We start from the raw sequence: 17,100 nt of genomic DNA on the forward strand, positions 1-17,100 counted from the left end.
TGATGTTAGAAGTTAAACTTAAAACCTGCCGACAACGCAGGACGAAACCGATGCACATCCGTGCCGAACAACACTCGTCCCTGACCTTTGAGAAGCAAGAGAACATTGTCCGTCAGGAAACATTCCACGGAAAGATGCAGCGCACCGCCATAGACAAAGCGTGAGCGGTCGAGCAGTTTTGCCCCATCGGGCAGGAACGGCTTATCCTCCCCCAATTCCTCATAGCCGCCCAAAGCGGAGATACCGCCATAGAGCAACACGTTCTTGCCATTGTCCGAGAATAGCGGGTGCATATAGCCCAAATGCAAAAGTGCATCTTTGAGTTTTACGCCATAGTCCCGATACGGCATATTCTGCTGTTCGTACTCCAATCCCATAAAGGTATAGTTCTCACGCTTCAAGTAGCGAGTGAGCGACAAGCTCAGACCGAAGTTATCCTTTGCAAAAAGTTTTTCACCCTTGATAATCGGCAGACTGCCCACGACTTCTATTCCTTTCTGCTTCGAAATCAGTCTCTGCGCTTGTGCCGGCAGCATCATCGCCACCACACAAGCCAATAAAAAGAGAACCTTTTTCATTACCATTTGAGTTTAAGGTTGTCAATCTTCTGTGCCAACAAGAGGTCTTCCTGCTCGACATAGAACGTCAGCGTCCGCCCTCCGTTACGCTCGTAAAGCGTTACTTCAAGCTGTTTGTCCTCCGAGAGCGAGAATTGGTCGAGTACGAAGACGGAATGCTCGCTTCCCTTGCCACGCACTTGCAGCACCTGATGATAGGCACGGAGCGGTTGCAGCACCTGCTCCTGAATAGCGGTACGTTTTGCCACCTTTTTGTCCACCACCTTGAACGTAACGAAGTCCACCGAGTACGGCATATTCGTCTCGTTCTCCATTCGAGTGTGGAAGTAGAGCAAGCCATTGTGCGCATACAGTCCACGCAGCAGGAATTTCATTCCGAACTGTCGGGCCCCGATGTGCTTGATGGTTCGCTTGTCATTCTGATAGATGGTCTGCATCATCAGTTTGACAAGCACGGGCGACTCGTTGCCGAGTTCCTTGAAATAGATATCCGCACGATTGCTCGGCAAACGTCCCTCGACGGGCGAAAGAAAGTCTTTCATCTCCACGCTCAGCTTCTCCGGCTCATCGGCATACTTCACGTTGAAAGCATAGAACGAGCCGTCCTCGCAAATCACGCTCATATTGGTCTCCGTCTCAAAATCCTTGACGGCAGCCTTTACACGCAGCACGTTTTCCGCATCCTCCGCCTTGCCGGCGATGATGTTCTGTGAACCTAAATCGACATAGCGGACAGGCGCAGGGAAAATCAGATGCACCGTCTTTTCAAAAGTAACTTCCAAGCCGTAAGGCAGGACGATGCGTCCGTTCGGAATTGCCTTGCTCATACCTTGAAAGAGTTCTCCCGATGAGAGCGGACGGTCGGGCATAAGCGTTGAAGTCGTTGTCTGTGCAGTGGCTGACGCTCCCATCGTGGCAAGCAGGACAGCCGAAAAAATCCATTTTTTCATTGTTGTTGTTATTTTGTTATTGCTATTTTTATTGATTGATATGCTTATTTTGACTGAACCAAGAACAGGCGGTAGCCCCCTTTAAGTGTTACCTTGACGGTGCGGAGCTTCTTTTGGAGCAGTTGACTTGCGCCCTGCATCACCCCACGTGCCGCCTCCGAGATAATCTGGTCTTTGGCGGAGGAAGCAAAGGTGAAGGAAGTTCCCATCGAACCACCGATGTTCGCACCCACCTCTTTGAGGGCGTTGATGTCCTCCGAACCGGGAATGAACACTCCCTCCTGTCCGTCCGTGTCGTATGCCGAGAGCTTCACGGCAATAATCCGTCCCTCCACCTCAATGCTCTTAACGAGCAGGTGCAGGCGGTTGCCCTCAATTTTAGCCCTCGCAATGAGTCGGCTTTGTCGGGGAATGCGCAAGCCTTGCACTTGGGCAGTTTCGAGCAGGCGCAACGCCACATTGTCGCCCTCTTTGAGTGTTACCGTCCTGTCCACCACCACGCTGAGCGTGTTACGGGGCACGGCAGCAACCGCACTCGTGAGCGAATGAAAGCCCATATTGCGTGGCTTCGTGCCATATTGCTGAACAAAGTCGGCATCTGTCATCGGCTGGTTGAGCGAAGACACCACCTGCTTACGTTCTGCCAATACCTCCATTGCCGGGAGAGAACCCGTTGAAGATGCTTGTTTTGTTGCCGATGTTTCCAAAGTACCTTTTCCCTTTGCGGGTGTAAAAGCGTTGGTAGTAGCGGTAGTCGAAGAAGACTGTGGCAGATACTTCGCCGCCATTTGGTAACTCTTTTCCATCAAGGCGAGCTGTCGCTTCTCCTCCGCATCCTCATTCTCGTTCTTGGATGCCAGTTCCTTTTTGAGATTGTCCAACTCCGAGCGTAGTGCCTCACGTTCCTGCTCATTGGGGTCGGGCGCATAAAAGGAGTTCAGCAGGCGGTTGTTCTCCTCATAGCGGTGCATCGAGCTTTCAATCTTTGCCGTCGAAGCGGCTGCTTCCGCACGTTCGCTTTCCGAGGGAGCGGTATTACTGTCAAAGTAATCCGAAAGCCTGCCCATTTCCTCGCGTGTCTGTTCGTCCTGACGGCTCTTGTCGCCCAATTCATAGGCTTTGAGTTTGTTGCCCGTCAGCTGTTCGGTGGTCGCCTGCGGTATGCTGTCGTTCAGTCCCTGCTGAGCAGCGCTCTTGTCCTTACCCGACGGGGCAAAGATGAACCACATCGAGAGGGCGAAAAGCAGTCCCAGCCCACCGAAGACCAGTCCTTTTTTCAGTTGTTCTTTTTGTTTATTATCCATTTTCATTGCTATTGGTTGAATATCGTTGATAAAGTTGTATAAACACACTGTCTGTATGGATGTCGCTGTCTATTATCATTCCTTTGGGGATAGGCAGCCTTTCCTCCTCGTGAGGCAGGAAAAACTGCGCTATCATCCAGATGGAACAGACAAAATAGACAAAGCTCAGGGAGAAAACAATCAGCTTGCGCTGCCTTGCCGTGAGCCTGTCGCACCGATGGCGGAGCCACAAGTGCGCCCTCAGATAGTGGCGTGCGAATGAGAATCCTCTTGTCCTTTCCATCGTGCTATCGTTTATAGGTTTGGAGGTCTTGATTCTGTCGCACCATAAACTGTTCCATCAGAAAGCCCTGCGGATTGTTGTCCGAGCGGACGGAGTTCTGCAAGGTGCAGGTCGTAATCAGGTTACGCTCCGTGATGTTGCTCGGTCGCACGATGAACTGACGGGCGTAGGTCGTTACCTCGTAGGGATAGACCTCAAAGTTGCAGCGGATGGAGTCCACCTCGATACGCTGATTGACATTGCCCGAAATGGCACGGTTGTAATAGCCCTTTTCCGCCAAGTCCTTGTAGTAGTTGAAAGCCGACTTGTCGCAGAGCAGGAAGGCACGCTCCATGTTCTTCTCGATGGCATCCTTATCGGGCGCGATGGTGAAGAACAGTTCATGGAAACGGCGGACGTGTTCCCTCGCTTCCACAGGGCGGTTCTTGCTTGCATCCTGACTCAGTGCGAGCATCAAGGATTTTCCTTGGTCAAGCACATAGATTTTCTCCCTTTGCTCTTTGGCAAAGCCATACGAGGCATAGACGGCATAGCCGCTGACCGCCACGCAGACGATGGCGAAGACAAAGGCATAGAGCCTGATTTGACGGAATGAGGTCTCGATATTGGTGAGTGATTTGAATTCCATTGTTTTTTCGTTTTTTGTTATTTACCTTTGAGTAATGCACCCTTGATACGTCCGCCCACATTGCCGATAACAGAACCTGCACCAGCTGCGGCATATCGTCCGCCCGTGTATGCACCCTGTGCCCCACGCTGAGCCGTCTGATTGACGTTGCGACCATAAGAGCCGATACCGCCACCTGCTTCGATAATCCAGCCTGCCACCGTCGGTACGCAGAAGTAGCCCACGATGCCGATGAGGAAAAAGACGATGTAATACCAAGTACCGGAATCCGGGAGATAGTTCGGGTCGCTGAGTGCCTCTATGTCTTTCTGCACCATCAAGACCTGTATCTTGGTGAGCAAGGCTGTGAGAATACTGCTGACGGGCAACCACAGATACACAGAAATGTACCGAGAGAACCAAGCCGTGAGAGACCCTGCCAGTCCGTCCCATACGGCAATGCCGAATACGATGGGGCCAAGAATGGAGAGCACAATCAGGATGAACGTGCGGAGGGTGTCAATAATCAGACCTGCGGCATGGAACAACAGCTCCATCAGGTCGTGTACCATCTTCATCACCCACTGCTTGGTCTGGTAGGCAGCCCGCTCGGCATACATGCCTGCAATCGTTACGGCATCCTCCGGACCAATAATCCCCATTTCCTCGATTTTCTCGTCAAACTTCTCGTTCGACACCAAATAAGCCGTCTCGGGATTGCGCAGATAGGCATCCTCCTGCAGCTTGTTCCGCTTGGCGGTCAGTTCCGCCAAATTGTTCTCCTGCCGATTGACCATCTTCTCCGTGCCCTGCACCACCGGAGAGAGGACGGCGTTCATTGTTCCGAGTACGAAAGTCGGGAAGAACATGATGCAGAAGCCCAAGACGAAGGGGCGTAACAGCGGAAACACGTCGATAGCTTCGGCACGGGCGATGGAAGCCCACACCCTCAGCGCGATATAGAAGAGTGCGCCCAATCCTGCCACTCCTTTGGCGATGCCCGTCATCTCCGAGCAGAGGGGCATCATCTCGTCATAGGTGGAGCGCAGCAGTTCGTGTAAACTCGTAAAATCCATAGCGCAGCGAGTTTACCAATAGCGACTGGCAGTATTGCCGTACAATGCCCTCACCGAAGCGAGGTCGTTCTTCTCCCTCGCACGCACATAGCTCACGGAGATGTTCTTGCGGGTGTAGTAGGAAACGAGGGAGCGGTATTCCCTGAGCGTGGTGTAAATGCGGTCGATAGCCTGCATGCGCTCGTGGTCGTTCATGGAGAACACCCCCGATTTGGCAACGGACTTCAACTCCTTCAGACTCTCTCCGCTCTGCTCCAATAGCTTGGTGTAGCCCGAAGCCATCGCAGCGAGTTCGGAGGGACGGAAGTTCTTGTCGGAGAGCATCTTCTTGTACGAGGTAACGTAAATCTCCGAGATATCGCCCACCATCAGGATGCACTCCTTGACTTTGTAGGCATCGCCGATGAGGTTGTTCACCTTCTTCAGCGCATCGTAATACTTCTTGGTGTCGTTGTAGAGTTTCTCCACCTCCTTGAATCCGTCCAAGGTATTCTTCACCGTCTTCGAGGCGGTGGCAATTTCCTTGACCGTATTGGCGATGTTGCCCGCAAAGTTGGTCGGGTCGCTCACTACCCACTGTGCGTGAGCTTTGGGAATAGAAAGGCTCAATCCTAAGAGAGCCATAAATAAAAACTTTTTCATTGTTACTACTATTTTGATGGTTCGTATTTATTTCTTCTTATTGTTTATTTTCTCATTGGCGAGTAGCCTGATGGCGGTTTCAATATCGCCACCGAGTTGCTCCGCACGCTGCATCACCTCCACCTTTTCCGTTTCCTCGGTGGTATAGGTAAGGTATTCCTCCATACTCACCTCCGTGGCATAGACGGCACTCTGCATACCGCCCAGACCAATCCATACCTCTTTGTATAGTCGGTTGGGGTCGTTGTTTTGGTTGATGGAAAGAATCTGGCTCTTCTCCTTTTCGGAGAGTCCGAGCATGGCTTGTATGCCGTCGAACTTGGTCATGTACTTGCGCTGGTCGAGCAGGATTTTGCAGTCGGAGTTGTTGATGATACTCTCCTTGACAATGGGCGACTGGATGATGTCGTCCACCTCCTGCGTTACGACAATGGCTTCACCGAAATACTTTCTGACCGTCTTATATAAATATTTTATATAGTCTGCCATATTAGCGGATGCAATCGCCTTCCACGCCTCTTCAATGAGTATCATTTTTCTTATACCCTTGAGTCTTCGCATCTTGTTAATGAAGGCTTCCATGATGATGATCGTCACCACAGGAAACAAATCCTTGTTGTCCTTCACTTGGTCGATTTCAAAGACGATGAAGCGTTTGGAGAGCAGGTCGATGTTCTTGTCCGAGTTCAGCAGGAAGTCATAGCGTCCACCTTTATAATACTGCTTGAGTGTCGTTAGGAGGTTGTTAATATTGAAGTCAGAGAGCGTTACCTTAATGTCCCGATGCTCCATATCCTCACGATACACATCACGCAGGTACTCATAGAAGGTGTTGAAGCAGGGAACGATGGTGTGATCCGTCCTGATAAGTTCGATGTAGGCATTGACGGCAGAGCCAAGTTCGCCTGCTTCTGTCTTGGTAATATGTTCATCGGCACTCTTCCATAGCGTAAGCAACAAGGTGCAGATACTTTCCCTTTTCTCCACATCAAAGAAGTAATCATCGGTGAAGAAAGGATTAAAAGAGATAGGATGCTCATCGGTATAGGTAAAATAGACCCCGTCCTCGCCTTTGGTCTTGCGGTGGATAAGCTCGCACAAGCCTTGATAGCTGTTACCCGTATCGACCAAGAGCACATGCGCTCCTTGCTCGTAATACTGGCGTACCATGTGGTTAGTGAAGAAAGACTTGCCACTGCCAGAAGGACCCAGGATGAACTTATTGCGGTTGGTGATGACACCTTTTTTCATCGGTAGGTCGGAGATGTCGAGGTGGATGGGCTTGCCCGAAAGTCGGTCAGCCATCTTGATGCCGAAGGGAGAGAGCGAGTCCTTGTAGTTGGTCTCTGCCGTGAAGAAGCAGAGAGCAGGTTCAATAAAGGTATAGAAACTCTCCTCGCTTGGAAAGTCGGCGGCATTGCCGGGAATACCCGCCCAATAGAGGGTTGCCGTATCAATGGTGTTGTGTCGTGGCTTGCACTCCATCAGTGCCAGCGCACTGCCCACATCATTCTTGATGTTGCGGAGTTCCTCCTTGTCATCGCTCCATGCCAGCACGTTGAAGTGGGCACGGATGGAGGTCAAGCCCTGCGAGTGGGCTACGTTGAGATACTCCTGTATCCACTCCTCGTTAATCTGATTGGAACGTGAATAGCGGGCAAGCGAGTGCATGTTGCGTGCCTGCTTCTCAAACCTTTGCAGGTTATCATCGCTGTCCTCGATGAAGAGGTACTGATTGTAGATGTGGTTACAGGGCAGCATCAAGCTGGCGGGAGCGGCAAAGGACAGTCGGCAGTCGCTTCTGTCGGTCGATAGTCGCTCATAGCGTGTGTCGGTGGAAACACTTGTGGGCAGATCGTCCGTGTCTGACAGCGTATGCAGGCAAAGGCGGTTGTCCCCGACACGCACAAGGTCGGAACCCAAGCGGATGTCCTCCAAAGAAGCGTGTCCGTCTTCTGAAAGGGAGAAGTATCGGTCCAATAGTCCACCTTGCTCGGCTGTACCCACCAAATCCTCCTCCGTCATACGGGTGAGCCGAATTTGCTCCGTGTCGTTGATAATGCGCTCGAACTGGTCCACGGCTTCCATAAACTTGATCACTTCCTCCTTGTCGGTAATCTCCTTGGGGAGCAGGTGTCCGCGGCAGAGTGATGAAAAGTTGCTCTGTCGCTGCATACGCTGCTTGTTGGTCTTAGTCAGGAAGAGATAGACCGAATGGTGCAGGTAAGGACGCTCGTTGAAGTGTCGCTCTGAACTTTTGGCAAGAAAGCTAAGTCCAGAGCCTTGCTGACTATTCATTTTGGCTTGGTAGTTCTCTTTGATAAACCAGTCCTGCTTATGCACGATGGTATAGTTGGGCAGCACCTTGATTGCCTTGTGCCATGCCGAGTGCATCGCCTCGTATTCGGCAGAGGTGACGGTGAAGAGTTCGGGCAGCTCCACACGGAAAGCCACCGTGATGTCGGCATCCTTGCTCACCATGCAACCCTGCTCGATGGAGAGCAGCGGGAACTTCGCTTCCAAGGTCGTGATTTTACTGTTGTTTCTCATTATGCCTTGCGTTTGGGTTTGAGGTTACGGATAAGGTGAAAGACGGTACGGCGGTTCAAGAGGTAGCGCGGGTGCATCTTAATGGCTCCCTGCTTCATCAGTCCGTATCTGCCGTACTTGCGGTTCATGGCAAACGTTTGCCACACGACGAGTGTTGCACCCACTAAGCCAAGACCGAGGCAGACTATCTGGTCGATGCCACAGAGATAGAGCACCACCACGAGAAAGAAGACCGCCAGCAGTCCCCCAGCAAAGAGGAAGAGATATTGCGCCTTCAAGCCCTTGAACTCTACCGTCCGACCTACACCTTTATTGATTTCCCATTGTGCCATCGTTTACAGGAAGAAGGAACGTAAGATGGTGGCAGCCACAATCAGGAAGATACACGCACCGAACCAAGAGGCTGCTGTCTTGCTCGTATCGGGGTCGCCTGAGCTAAACTTGTTATACACCTTGATACCGCCAATCAAGCCGACCACGGCACCGATGGCATAGATGAGTTTCGTACCCGGGTCGAAGTAGGAGGTTACCATTTTTGTGGCTTCATTGATACCTGCCATACCGTTTCCCTGTGCATACGCTCCTGCGGTGGTCAGTGCCGTCAGGAGCAGCATCATTGTGATTTTCTTTTTGTTCATTTGTATTTGATAATTTTAAATATGAAATAATAATCTCCTTTGGTGAAGGAAAGGGAAAGAGCGGCACATATGATAATGAAGAAACCAATTCGCAGATAATGAACCGACTTCTTTCCCTGCCTTCGTTGATTGTTTACAGATAGTATGAAAGTGGCTTTTCGTCAGCATCACCCGAAGAGGTGTCAGATACGTCAGAAACAGGTGGTGTTGAGTTTCGAGAAGATGGCATTGCTTGTTGATTGCTCTGTTCTTCCTTTTCTTCCGCCCTGCGGATTTTCTCCAATAGCGAGGCTTGTTCGCCCTGCATCTTGGCGATGTTTTCCTTGTACTTATCCAACAGTTCGGAGTCTTGAAGTTGTCGAACGGTCTCTTTGACCTCTTCCTCATCAGCCTCCTCACAGTTTTTTGTCCACTTTTGCAGGCGGACTAAGTCACGTGCAAGGATGGACTGCCCCGATACCTCGGCTTCGCCCGATGTGGACTCGATGGGCAGGCTTAATTCCTCACGGGCAACTTCATCTTCGTCCACCCTCTCCATCTCGAAATCAACGTCCATCTCGTTGTCCTCTTCGTTCACATCTTCCTCCTTTTCGGAGTTCTGCGGTGCAAAATTATTGCTATTTCGCTCTGGTTTTTCAGATGATGAAATAGAGGGCATTTGTGGGATAATTGGGGAAATGGAACGACTTTTTCCAATCAGTACAAACTCGGTTTGTTCATTTGCACCTTGCCCTTTCAGTACGTCTTTTTCCTTCGCTGCTTCGTTCTTATTGGTATCTTCATGACTCTTTCCCTTTTTCTTGATGATGAAGTCATACGGAGATACATACCGCATATAGAAATATAGGATACCAAGCATCATCCAAATGATGATGAGTACTAGTATAAAACTGAAAAGTATTGTTTCCATCATAAGTTCAATGTTTTGTACCGCTTATGTGCCGAAGCGGCTTCATTCAACAATTCCTCATAAGTACGAAGATGCCACATGAGAATATTCTCGATATATGCAGTGAGTGTGGATTCCGATTTTGTGTTCCAAAGGACATCGCGCAACATCTGAAGTATCTCTCGGTTGATGGTAAAGCCTGATTTTGCACTCTGTGGAGTGGGCTTGAAATATATGGATTCATAAAGATGCCACAGATCTTCCGTAGACTTTGGAGCGGATGTCGAGGTGTGAAAATCGTCTCGACTGGTGTTTTCTCTTTCATCGTCGTCTATATTCCTTGCTGGTTCATGGAGCATTGATAATTCGTCCGTCTCAGCCGCCTGTGTTAGGTCATTCATTGGTCTCCTTGTTTTTTGATGAAGCACCATTGCATAAGTGCAGAGCACCGATGTGATGATGAGGTTAAAAAACACGAGTGTCAGGATAATTACATTTATTGTTGTCATGATTGTATGGTTTATAATGTTATTGTTGTCTTGCGCCTTTGCTTTGCAGCCGCACTGTTGAGCAGTTCCAGATGTTCTCGCAGGTGCTCCCGAAGGATGTTATCTATGTATGCGGCTATGGAGACACGCTCCCCCAAGTCCTGCAACACGTTGCGCAGGTTCTGTAATGTCTCCAAATTGATGGAGAAAGCTGTCCGCATTTGCGAACGTACGGGATGAAAGTATAGGGAACGGTATTCCTCTATGGAAAGGGACGACCTGCCGGACTTTTCCATTCTTGGCTTCCTTTCTCTTTTCGGTTCAGTGTTTCCGGTTGCCCCACCTTCTGTTTCATCTGCCGGTTTTTCGTTTGTTGGTTTCGTTTCTTCCGGACTTTCGTCTTCCTCTCGTAATGTTGCAGGGGAAGGTTCTGTGTCCTCAGAAGGATCGAAGGGGTTGGGGACCGTGACAGGTTTCACCACGACATTGTCCTCTGCCATTTTCTTCAGCTTCTTTTCCAGTTGCTGCTTTCTTTCCTCAATCGTTGCCATTTTCTGTTTTCGTTTTTAGTTTGAGACGTTGAATTATCTCGGAGACGAGTTCATCCAGCCCTGTGCCCGTTCGTAATCCCCTTGCAGGAGGCTGATAGGTGGAACGGAATACGCCTCGTAGCCCGTATGTGGAAAGTTCGTGGGAGAAACGGTGTGTGGCATATACATAGCCGGGCAGGAGCGTGAGTTCGTGTCCTTGGATAAGTTTTGTGTATTCGTCGATGATGACGTTCCTTACCCTTCTGTCCACCTTGTTCCAGAACAGGATAATGTCCTTTATTCGTGAGTCGGACATTGAAACACCAATATCCGTAATGGTCTTGGCGTATGCCATACAGGAGACGAGTGACTGTATGTCGGCTTCAAGCGGAGACAGGATATAGTCCATCTGAAGGGACAGTTCCATCAACTCTGTGGTCCCTGCATGACCGGGGAAGTCGAACACGACCAACTGGTACGTCTCATTGTTGATAGTGTCGATTTTATTCCGTGCAGTCCTGACAGCTTCTTTGGGGCTGGACTTATAAATTCTGTATGCCTTTTTGCCGAGGTGGTGAAAGTATTCCTCCATGGACTTGGAAAGCTCTTCGCTTTCCTGAACGACACTTTTCTCGCGTTCCCTCAGTTTGTAAAAGGAGTCCTGCGACAGGTCGCAGTCCATCACGAAGAGGTTGATGCCCTGTTCGTAGTACAATATGCTGCTCACAATTTCGGCAAGCGTGCTTTTTCCTACTCCTCCCTTTTGTGAGGAGAACCCCAGAAAGAGGGGGCGTTGTTGTTTGTTCTCCATAATGATAATTTCTTAGTTCATATTACTTGTCTATTTGCTGTTTGGATGTTCTCTCATTCTTGAGAGTAATCAGCAGACAGTTAATTCTGACTGCGTATGATTCGTGCGATAGTCTGAAAGGACGATTTATAGTTCTTGCAATCTGTTGTATTGACAATAGTTTGTCATGACAACAAATTGTCATGAATATGTTTCGTTTCTTCTTTGCATCTTTGGTGCAAGCCAACGGTAATACGATGTGTCTTTTGCTTGTGTCGTCATACCATAGTTCGCTCGTTTTGGCTGCAAAATAAATGATATTTTGGTTGATTTTATTACACCGATGAAACACAGGGAAACACAAGGGAAAAGAGTGAATATCGCTGATAATGAGTTATTTGAAAACTCGCCGTAACTTTGCAGACGAGAATAATACATGGAGGTAATATCCCGAAGCAGACACCCCAAAAGGGTGGATACTTCAATCGTATCATTTCTTGATATTGGCAAGGTGTGTCTTTGTAACACAAACCTCCGTTTGTACCACAAAGACCCTTGCCCCAAAAGGGGATTAAATCACTCCGAAGTCGTAATTAGAAACCAAAGCGATATGAATAAAGATGCAGAACATCGTTCAGAACGAAAAAGAATAGAAAAGCCCCGCTGGGACAACTGGCATGTACGTTTGCCCGATCCAAAAGATCAGCAGCGTGCCATAGAATTATTTCATAAATCAGGAGCAGAAACAAAGTCGGATTTCGTGCGTGCTCGTATACTTGGCGAGAGTTTCAAGGTGATTACAGTGGATAAATCCGCCGTAGAATACTACCGAAAGCTCTCTGAATTGACGGCACAAATCCATAAGATTGGCGTACTCTATAATCAAGCGGTGCGTGCCATCAACTCCTATCACAGCGTGAAAACCGCACATATTCTGCTTGAAAAGTTGGAGAAACTGTCTATTCAGATTATCGAACTTCAAAGGAAAGCGGTTGCCTTAACCATTGATTATCGTAGTAAATGATAGCCAAAATATCATCGACAGCAAACCTTGGAAGAGCTTTGGGCTATAACTTCAAAAAGGTAAGGCAGGAGGAAGCAACTATTCTGCTTGCCGGTGGTCTGTACCAAAATCAAGATGGCAGATACGCTATGGAGCAGGTGCTATCCGATATGCAGCAACTTATCCCGAATAAGTGCAGGACAAAGAATACTGTCTTTCATTGCTCGCTCAATCCGCACCCGGATGAGAAACTCTCCGATGAACAACTAACACAGATAGCCAAAGAATATATGGAAGAGCTTGGATATGGCAATCAGCCTTATATTATATTCAAGCACAACGACATTGCCCGTGAGCATATACATATTGTTTCGCTCCGCATTGATGGAAATGGCAGGAAAATCAATGACAGGTTCGAGAAGCGAAGAAGCAAGAAAATTACCGATGCCTTGGAAAGAAAGTACAGTTTGATACCAAGCTCTCTGAAAAAAGAGAATAACGGCCAAATCTGTGATAAAGTAGATATAGGCAAAGGCGACATCAAGCAGCAGGTCAGCTCGATTGTCCGTGCCGTCCTAAAGCATTATACATTCTGTTCTTTGGGTGAGTTGAACGCCATACTCTCCCGGTATAATCTCGCTGTGGAGGAAGTGAAGGCGGAGTATAGGGGTAAACGATATGACGGGCTGGTATATGTTCCTGCCGACAATAAAGGTAATAAGGTGAGCACACCTATCCATGCCTCGGACATCGGTCGTGGTGTGGGGTATACTGCCGTACAGAATAAAATGCTAAAATCCAAGCAGTCAATCAAAGCGTATATTCCGCGGATGCGAAAAAAGGTGTTGGAGGTTATGCGAACTTCTCCCATGACAGAAGCCGAGCTACTTGATAACTTGAACAAACAATGTTTGCGCACTGTTATTCGCAAGAACGAGAGCGGACGCATCTATGGTATTACATTCATTGATGATGAAAAAGGCATTGCGCTCAATGGCTCCAGATTGGGTAAAGGATATGCTGCCAATTTATTCAACGCATATCTATCTAATCCAGCACACAATTCATTCTTGGATGAATCGCTCTATGGTAAGATTAATACCACCTTACAGCAACAGATGTGGACAACACTGCCCGAAGAACAAGCAAGCGACAATCTTGTCGATGAACTTATCGACGATATGGTGGGAGAATCCTTCTCTTCATCGGGCAATGATGATTGGAAAGAAGCGGCATGGCAACGTAAACTCCGTAAACAAAACAAGGTAAATCTTAAACGCAGGAAGCGTTAAGTGCACCGTTCAAATAGTATTCAACCACAATATTATGCACCGCCCGAAAATTGTCTTATAGGAGAATTAAAATTGTCCTATAAGACAATTTGAAAAGTCTTATAAGACAATTTTAAGCACAAGGGCGATTACTAACAAATTTAAGATTATGGCACAAGAAGATGATTTAAGGGCATTGGGTAAAGTTATGGACTTTATGCGGGGTATATCGGTGATATTCCTCCTGATTAACTGTTACTGGTTCTGCTACGAGGCATTTCAAGAATGGCACTTCACACTCGGTATCATCAACAAGATACTGATGAACTTTCAACGCACCACGGGATTATTTTCATCTATCCTATGGACGAAACTCTTTTGTGTGGTTTTCCTTGCGCTCTCCTGCTTGGGCACAAAAGGCGTGAAGGAGGAGAAAATCACATGGTCAAAGATTTGGACGGTGCTTTTCGCAGGTTTTGTGTTCTTTTTTCTGAATTGGTGGCTGTTGGCATTGCCCATTGGTAAGGTGGGTGCTGCTTCGCTCTATATCTTCACCTTGTCTGTGGGCTATATCTGTCTGCTGATGGCAGGTGTGTGGATGAGCCGACTGCTCAAAAATAACTTGATGGATGACGTATTCAATACCGAGAATGAGAGTTTTATGCAGGAGACGCGACTGATGGAGAACGAATACTCCGTCAATTTGCCCAGTCGTTTCTACTACAAAAAGAAGTGGAACAACGGCTGGATCAACATTGTCAATCCGTTTCGCGCATCAATGGTGTTGGGTACTCCCGGCTCAGGAAAGTCGTATGCCATCGTGAACAACTACATCAAACAGCAGATTGAGAAGGGCTTTGCAATGTATATTTACGACTATAAGTTTCCCGACCTTTCGGAAATTGCCTATAACCATTTACTCAACCACCTTGATGCTTACCAAGTAAAGCCGCAATTCTTTGTGATTAACTTCGACGACCCACGCAAGTCGCACCGCTGCAATCCCATCAATCCGTCTTTTATGACGGATATTTCGGATGCCTACGAGAGTGCCTACACGATTATGCTCAATCTCAACCGCTCGTGGATTCAGAAGCAAGGAGACTTCTTTGTGGAGTCGCCCATTATCCTTTTGGCTGCCATCATTTGGTTTCTGAAGATATACGAGGACGGCAAGTACTGTACATTCCCTCATGCCATTGAGTTTTTGAATCGTCCTTATGCGCAGATATTCCCCATACTCACTGCCTATGATGAATTGGCTAACTACCTTTCTCCCTTTATGGATGCATGGGAGGGTGGAGCACAAGACCAGTTGCAGGGACAGATAGCCAGTGCCAAGATACCACTTTCACGAATGATCTCACCTGCCCTTTATTGGGTGATGACGGGTGACGATTTCTCACTTGATATCAATAATCCCAATGAGCCGAAAGTGTTGGTCGTGGGAAACAACCCCGACCGTCAGAATATCTACTCGGCAGCACTCGGACTTTATAACAGCCGTATCGTGAAGCTCATCAACAAGAAGAAGCAGCTCAAATCCTCAGTAATCATCGACGAGTTACCGACCATCTACTTCCGTGGGCTTGACAATCTTATCGCCACAGCCCGAAGCAATAAAGTGGCAGTTTGTTTGGGCTTTCAGGACTTCTCACAGCTTACCCGCGACTATGGGGATAAGGAGAGCAAGGTGATACAGAATACCGTGGGCAATGTTTTTAGTGGTCAGGTGGTAGGAGAAACAGCTAAGACTCTATCAGAACGTTTTGGTAAAGTGCTACAGCAACGTCAATCAATGACCATTAACCGTAACGACAAATCAACCTCTATCTCCACACAGATGGATAGTCTTATCCCTGCATCGAAAATCAGCAACCTTACCCAAGGTATGTTCGTGGGAGCAGTATCCGACAACTTTGACGAGCGCATTGACCAAAAGATTTTCCATGCTGAAATAGTGGTGGATAGTGCTAAAGTCTCTGCCGAAATGAAGCAATACCAGTCCATTCCTGAAATCAATGCGTTTCAAAACGAAGATGGCTCCGATAATCTCAAAGAGACTATCGAAGCCAACTATAAATGTGTTAAGCGGGAAATAATTGTTTTGATTGAAAAAGAAATAAAAAGGATAAAAGAAGATCCTTCTCTTTGTCATCTTATAAAAGAATGAGACGCAATGTCTTTATGTCATTCAAAAACTATATTTCATCTTTGCCCATATTTCAGAGTTTCGGTCATACATCTGAAACTTGCCTTTGTCGGCATGGAAGAAATCGTATCCGGCAGTGAGTTCGATTTGGTCGTTCAAGGCGTAGGATGCAGAGAAACGGTTGAAAACGCCGCCATTGGCTACATCTATATAGGCGAATGTTGAAAGTTTCAGCATATTCCGCAGTAGTTCTTTCGATATTCTTGCCGTGGCAAGTCCGGCATTGCGATAAACGGAAAGACCGTCAAGGTTCCCTGCCGTATATTTATGGCAGTATTGCGCGCTGAAGTTCCAATCGTTGCCCGGATACCAGTCCACACCGGCAAGGATATTGTACGTATTTCGGCATACCACATCTTTTCCTACACCTCTGCTTTGCGCCTCATCGAAATAGCAAGCAGCCTCGCTGCGAAGGACAAACTGTCCGACAGGCAGAGAGCAGTCGGCTCCGAGCATCGTCATCCGGCGGTATTCCCCTTTGGCTAAAAGCGACTTTCCATCGTTGGACACAGCAAGGGAAAGAGCGGGCGTCTTGTTCCATGTCCGCAGGGCGCTCAGGGAGAAATCTATCCCGCTGAGATTGGTCGTTATCCGCCCGCCGTACTCCATATTCCTAAGTCTTTTCTCCGGTTTTCCACTTTCCAAATCTATGGTATAGGGAAGAGGGGCTGACGGCAGAGTCAGTGCCCACGGATTGCGTCGGTCGGTGGGAAGGATGAAGAAATCCGCCACGGGATTACATATCGCCTCGAATGTTACCGAATGCCATGTGTATTTTGCACGCAGGGCATTGACGGGCATACGAATGTCATCGTAGTCCTGCGCAAGGAACTCGGTATAGTCGAACGGCGACACGCAGTCCGTAACGCGCAATGCGTCTGCCACTCCCCATACCACAATCTGCCGCCCCACCCGAAGGTCAAGGTTTCCTTTGGTGTATGCAAGATATGCCTCACGCAGTTCCAGTCCCGTGCGGTCTTTCAGTATGCCGTTGTAGGTGGCGTTCATGGAAACAAAAAGGGAAGCTGCTCCTTTTTCAAGTTTCACCTCTCCGCGCGCACGGGTTCTCGAAGCCATCCACTCGTTCCTGCCTCCTGTCCTGACGGCATGGTATGTGTCGAGGAAACCTCTTACCTGAACACGCAAGGCGTTGTCATCCGTTTCTTCCTCTTGCATATATTCCGCATCGGCAGAATCATTCTCCACCGTCAGCGTATCAATCTGGGCAAATGCCTGTGCCGAGAACATCGGCACAAGCAACAGCGTCCATAATCGCAGTATTTTCATGA

General features: G+C 48.3%; 18 protein-coding genes. 3 read left to right on the top strand and 15 right to left on the bottom strand.

Annotated features, from left to right (window positions below):
- Nucleotides 1-5: 5 nt before the first annotated feature.
- The 14 genes from AABJ51_RS01850 to AABJ51_RS01915 form a co-directional block, all read right to left on the bottom strand.
- Nucleotides 6-584, bottom strand: coding sequence for a conjugal transfer protein TraO (locus AABJ51_RS01850; protein ID WP_004360059.1), 579 nt, complete (start codon nt 582-584; stop codon nt 6-8).
- The gene (traN, locus tag AABJ51_RS01855) at nt 578-1,528 is read right to left on the bottom strand and encodes a conjugative transposon protein TraN (RefSeq protein WP_004360058.1); all 951 of its coding nucleotides are present in this window, start codon (nt 1,526-1,528) and stop codon (nt 578-580) included. The genes AABJ51_RS01850 and traN overlap by 7 nt, the downstream gene beginning before the upstream one ends.
- A 44-nt stretch (nt 1,529-1,572) precedes the next feature.
- On the bottom strand, nt 1,573-2,832 hold the full coding sequence (traM, locus tag AABJ51_RS01860) for a conjugative transposon protein TraM (RefSeq protein ID WP_036881604.1): 1,260 nt from the start codon (nt 2,830-2,832) through the stop codon (nt 1,573-1,575).
- Entirely contained in the window at nt 2,825-3,115 is a 291-nt protein-coding gene (locus AABJ51_RS01865; protein ID WP_139051427.1) for a hypothetical protein, read from the bottom strand. Before AABJ51_RS01865 ends, traM begins: the two co-directional genes overlap by 8 nt.
- Before the next feature lie 4 nt (nt 3,116-3,119).
- On the bottom strand, nt 3,120-3,743 hold the full coding sequence (gene traK / locus AABJ51_RS01870; protein WP_004360055.1) for a conjugative transposon protein TraK: 624 nt from the start codon (nt 3,741-3,743) through the stop codon (nt 3,120-3,122).
- 17 nt (nt 3,744-3,760) lie between these two features.
- Nucleotides 3,761-4,798, bottom strand: a complete 1,038-nt coding sequence (traJ, locus tag AABJ51_RS01875) for a conjugative transposon protein TraJ (protein ID WP_004360054.1) — start codon at nt 4,796-4,798, stop codon at nt 3,761-3,763.
- Nucleotides 4,799-4,810: 12 nt separating this feature from the next.
- Nucleotides 4,811-5,440, bottom strand: a complete 630-nt coding sequence (locus AABJ51_RS01880) for a DUF4141 domain-containing protein (protein WP_004360053.1) — start codon at nt 5,438-5,440, stop codon at nt 4,811-4,813.
- A 27-nt stretch (nt 5,441-5,467) separates the two neighbouring features.
- On the bottom strand, nt 5,468-7,990 hold the full coding sequence (locus tag AABJ51_RS01885) for a TraG family conjugative transposon ATPase (protein WP_004362765.1): 2,523 nt from the start codon (nt 7,988-7,990) through the stop codon (nt 5,468-5,470).
- Entirely contained in the window at nt 7,990-8,322 is a 333-nt protein-coding gene (locus tag AABJ51_RS01890; protein ID WP_004338355.1) for a DUF4133 domain-containing protein, read from the bottom strand. The genes AABJ51_RS01885 and AABJ51_RS01890 overlap by 1 nt, the downstream gene beginning before the upstream one ends.
- A 3-nt stretch (nt 8,323-8,325) precedes the next feature.
- On the bottom strand, nt 8,326-8,628 hold the full coding sequence (locus tag AABJ51_RS01895) for a DUF4134 domain-containing protein (protein ID WP_004352587.1): 303 nt from the start codon (nt 8,626-8,628) through the stop codon (nt 8,326-8,328).
- A gap of 133 nt (nt 8,629-8,761) precedes the next feature.
- Nucleotides 8,762-9,541 carry a hypothetical protein gene (locus tag AABJ51_RS01900; protein WP_004360051.1) on the bottom strand — a complete coding sequence of 260 codons (780 nt, stop codon included), beginning with the start codon at nt 9,539-9,541 and terminating at the stop codon, nt 8,762-8,764.
- Nucleotides 9,538-10,026 carry a DUF3408 domain-containing protein gene (locus AABJ51_RS01905; RefSeq protein ID WP_004362764.1) on the bottom strand — a complete coding sequence of 163 codons (489 nt, stop codon included), beginning with the start codon at nt 10,024-10,026 and terminating at the stop codon, nt 9,538-9,540. The genes AABJ51_RS01900 and AABJ51_RS01905 overlap by 4 nt, the downstream gene beginning before the upstream one ends.
- Before the next feature lie 11 nt (nt 10,027-10,037).
- Nucleotides 10,038-10,556, bottom strand: a complete 519-nt coding sequence (locus AABJ51_RS01910) for a DUF3408 domain-containing protein (RefSeq protein ID WP_004352581.1) — start codon at nt 10,554-10,556, stop codon at nt 10,038-10,040.
- On the bottom strand, nt 10,543-11,346 hold the full coding sequence (locus AABJ51_RS01915; protein WP_004360049.1) for a ParA family protein: 804 nt from the start codon (nt 11,344-11,346) through the stop codon (nt 10,543-10,545). Before AABJ51_RS01915 ends, AABJ51_RS01910 begins: the two co-directional genes overlap by 14 nt.
- A 589-nt stretch (nt 11,347-11,935) precedes the next feature.
- Between AABJ51_RS01915 and AABJ51_RS01920 the strand changes: the two genes are divergently transcribed.
- The 3 genes from AABJ51_RS01920 (at nt 11,936) to mobC (ending at nt 15,772) form a co-directional block, all read left to right on the top strand.
- Nucleotides 11,936-12,349, top strand: coding sequence for a plasmid mobilization protein (locus AABJ51_RS01920; protein WP_004377575.1), 414 nt, complete (start codon nt 11,936-11,938; stop codon nt 12,347-12,349).
- On the top strand, nt 12,346-13,620 hold the full coding sequence (gene mobB, locus AABJ51_RS01925; RefSeq protein WP_004360047.1) for a conjugal transfer protein MobB: 1,275 nt from the start codon (nt 12,346-12,348) through the stop codon (nt 13,618-13,620). The genes AABJ51_RS01920 and mobB overlap by 4 nt, the downstream gene beginning before the upstream one ends.
- A gap of 148 nt (nt 13,621-13,768) precedes the next feature.
- Nucleotides 13,769-15,772: a conjugal transfer protein MobC gene (mobC, locus tag AABJ51_RS01930; RefSeq protein WP_004360046.1), complete on the top strand. Its 2,004-nt coding sequence runs from the start codon at nt 13,769-13,771 to the stop codon at nt 15,770-15,772.
- Between the two features lie 21 nt (nt 15,773-15,793).
- Here mobC and AABJ51_RS01935 read toward each other — a convergent pair whose 3' ends face one another.
- Complete coding sequence (locus tag AABJ51_RS01935; protein WP_004362762.1) at nt 15,794-17,098, bottom strand: DUF1302 family protein; 1,305 nt, start codon at nt 17,096-17,098, stop codon at nt 15,794-15,796.
- Nucleotides 17,099-17,100: the final 2 nt, after the last annotated feature.

The organism is Indolivaga capnocytophagoides (genome assembly GCF_036511535.1).
GTDB classification, from domain to species: domain Bacteria; phylum Bacteroidota; class Bacteroidia; order Bacteroidales; family Dysgonomonadaceae; genus Dysgonomonas_A; species Dysgonomonas_A capnocytophagoides.

What these genes read in the sequence shown, in the direction of transcription:
- AABJ51_RS01910 (WP_004352581.1), bottom strand. Translation starts at nt 10,556, where the DNA reads ATGGCAACGATTGAGGAAAGAAAGCAGCAACTGGAAAAGAAGCTGAAG.
- AABJ51_RS01880 (WP_004360053.1), bottom strand. Translation starts at nt 5,440, where the DNA reads ATGAAAAAGTTTTTATTTATGGCTCTCTTAGGATTGAGCCTTTCTATT.
- AABJ51_RS01895 (WP_004352587.1), bottom strand. Translation starts at nt 8,628, where the DNA reads ATGAACAAAAAGAAAATCACAATGATGCTGCTCCTGACGGCACTGACC.
- traN (WP_004360058.1), bottom strand. Translation starts at nt 1,528, where the DNA reads ATGAAAAAATGGATTTTTTCGGCTGTCCTGCTTGCCACGATGGGAGCG.
- traJ (WP_004360054.1), bottom strand. Translation starts at nt 4,798, where the DNA reads ATGGATTTTACGAGTTTACACGAACTGCTGCGCTCCACCTATGACGAG.
- AABJ51_RS01865 (WP_139051427.1), bottom strand. Translation starts at nt 3,115, where the DNA reads ATGGAAAGGACAAGAGGATTCTCATTCGCACGCCACTATCTGAGGGCG.
- traM (WP_036881604.1), bottom strand. Translation starts at nt 2,832, where the DNA reads ATGGATAATAAACAAAAAGAACAACTGAAAAAAGGACTGGTCTTCGGT.
- AABJ51_RS01890 (WP_004338355.1), bottom strand. Translation starts at nt 8,322, where the DNA reads ATGGCACAATGGGAAATCAATAAAGGTGTAGGTCGGACGGTAGAGTTC.
- traK (WP_004360055.1), bottom strand. Translation starts at nt 3,743, where the DNA reads ATGGAATTCAAATCACTCACCAATATCGAGACCTCATTCCGTCAAATC.
- AABJ51_RS01915 (WP_004360049.1), bottom strand. Translation starts at nt 11,346, where the DNA reads ATGGAGAACAAACAACAACGCCCCCTCTTTCTGGGGTTCTCCTCACAA.
- AABJ51_RS01900 (WP_004360051.1), bottom strand. Translation starts at nt 9,541, where the DNA reads ATGATGGAAACAATACTTTTCAGTTTTATACTAGTACTCATCATCATT.
- mobB (WP_004360047.1), top strand. Translation starts at nt 12,346, where the DNA reads ATGATAGCCAAAATATCATCGACAGCAAACCTTGGAAGAGCTTTGGGC.
- mobC (WP_004360046.1), top strand. Translation starts at nt 13,769, where the DNA reads ATGGCACAAGAAGATGATTTAAGGGCATTGGGTAAAGTTATGGACTTT.
- AABJ51_RS01920 (WP_004377575.1), top strand. Translation starts at nt 11,936, where the DNA reads ATGAATAAAGATGCAGAACATCGTTCAGAACGAAAAAGAATAGAAAAG.
- AABJ51_RS01885 (WP_004362765.1), bottom strand. Translation starts at nt 7,990, where the DNA reads ATGAGAAACAACAGTAAAATCACGACCTTGGAAGCGAAGTTCCCGCTG.
- AABJ51_RS01935 (WP_004362762.1), bottom strand. Translation starts at nt 17,098, where the DNA reads ATGAAAATACTGCGATTATGGACGCTGTTGCTTGTGCCGATGTTCTCG.
- AABJ51_RS01850 (WP_004360059.1), bottom strand. Translation starts at nt 584, where the DNA reads ATGGTAATGAAAAAGGTTCTCTTTTTATTGGCTTGTGTGGTGGCGATG.
- AABJ51_RS01905 (WP_004362764.1), bottom strand. Translation starts at nt 10,026, where the DNA reads ATGACAACAATAAATGTAATTATCCTGACACTCGTGTTTTTTAACCTC.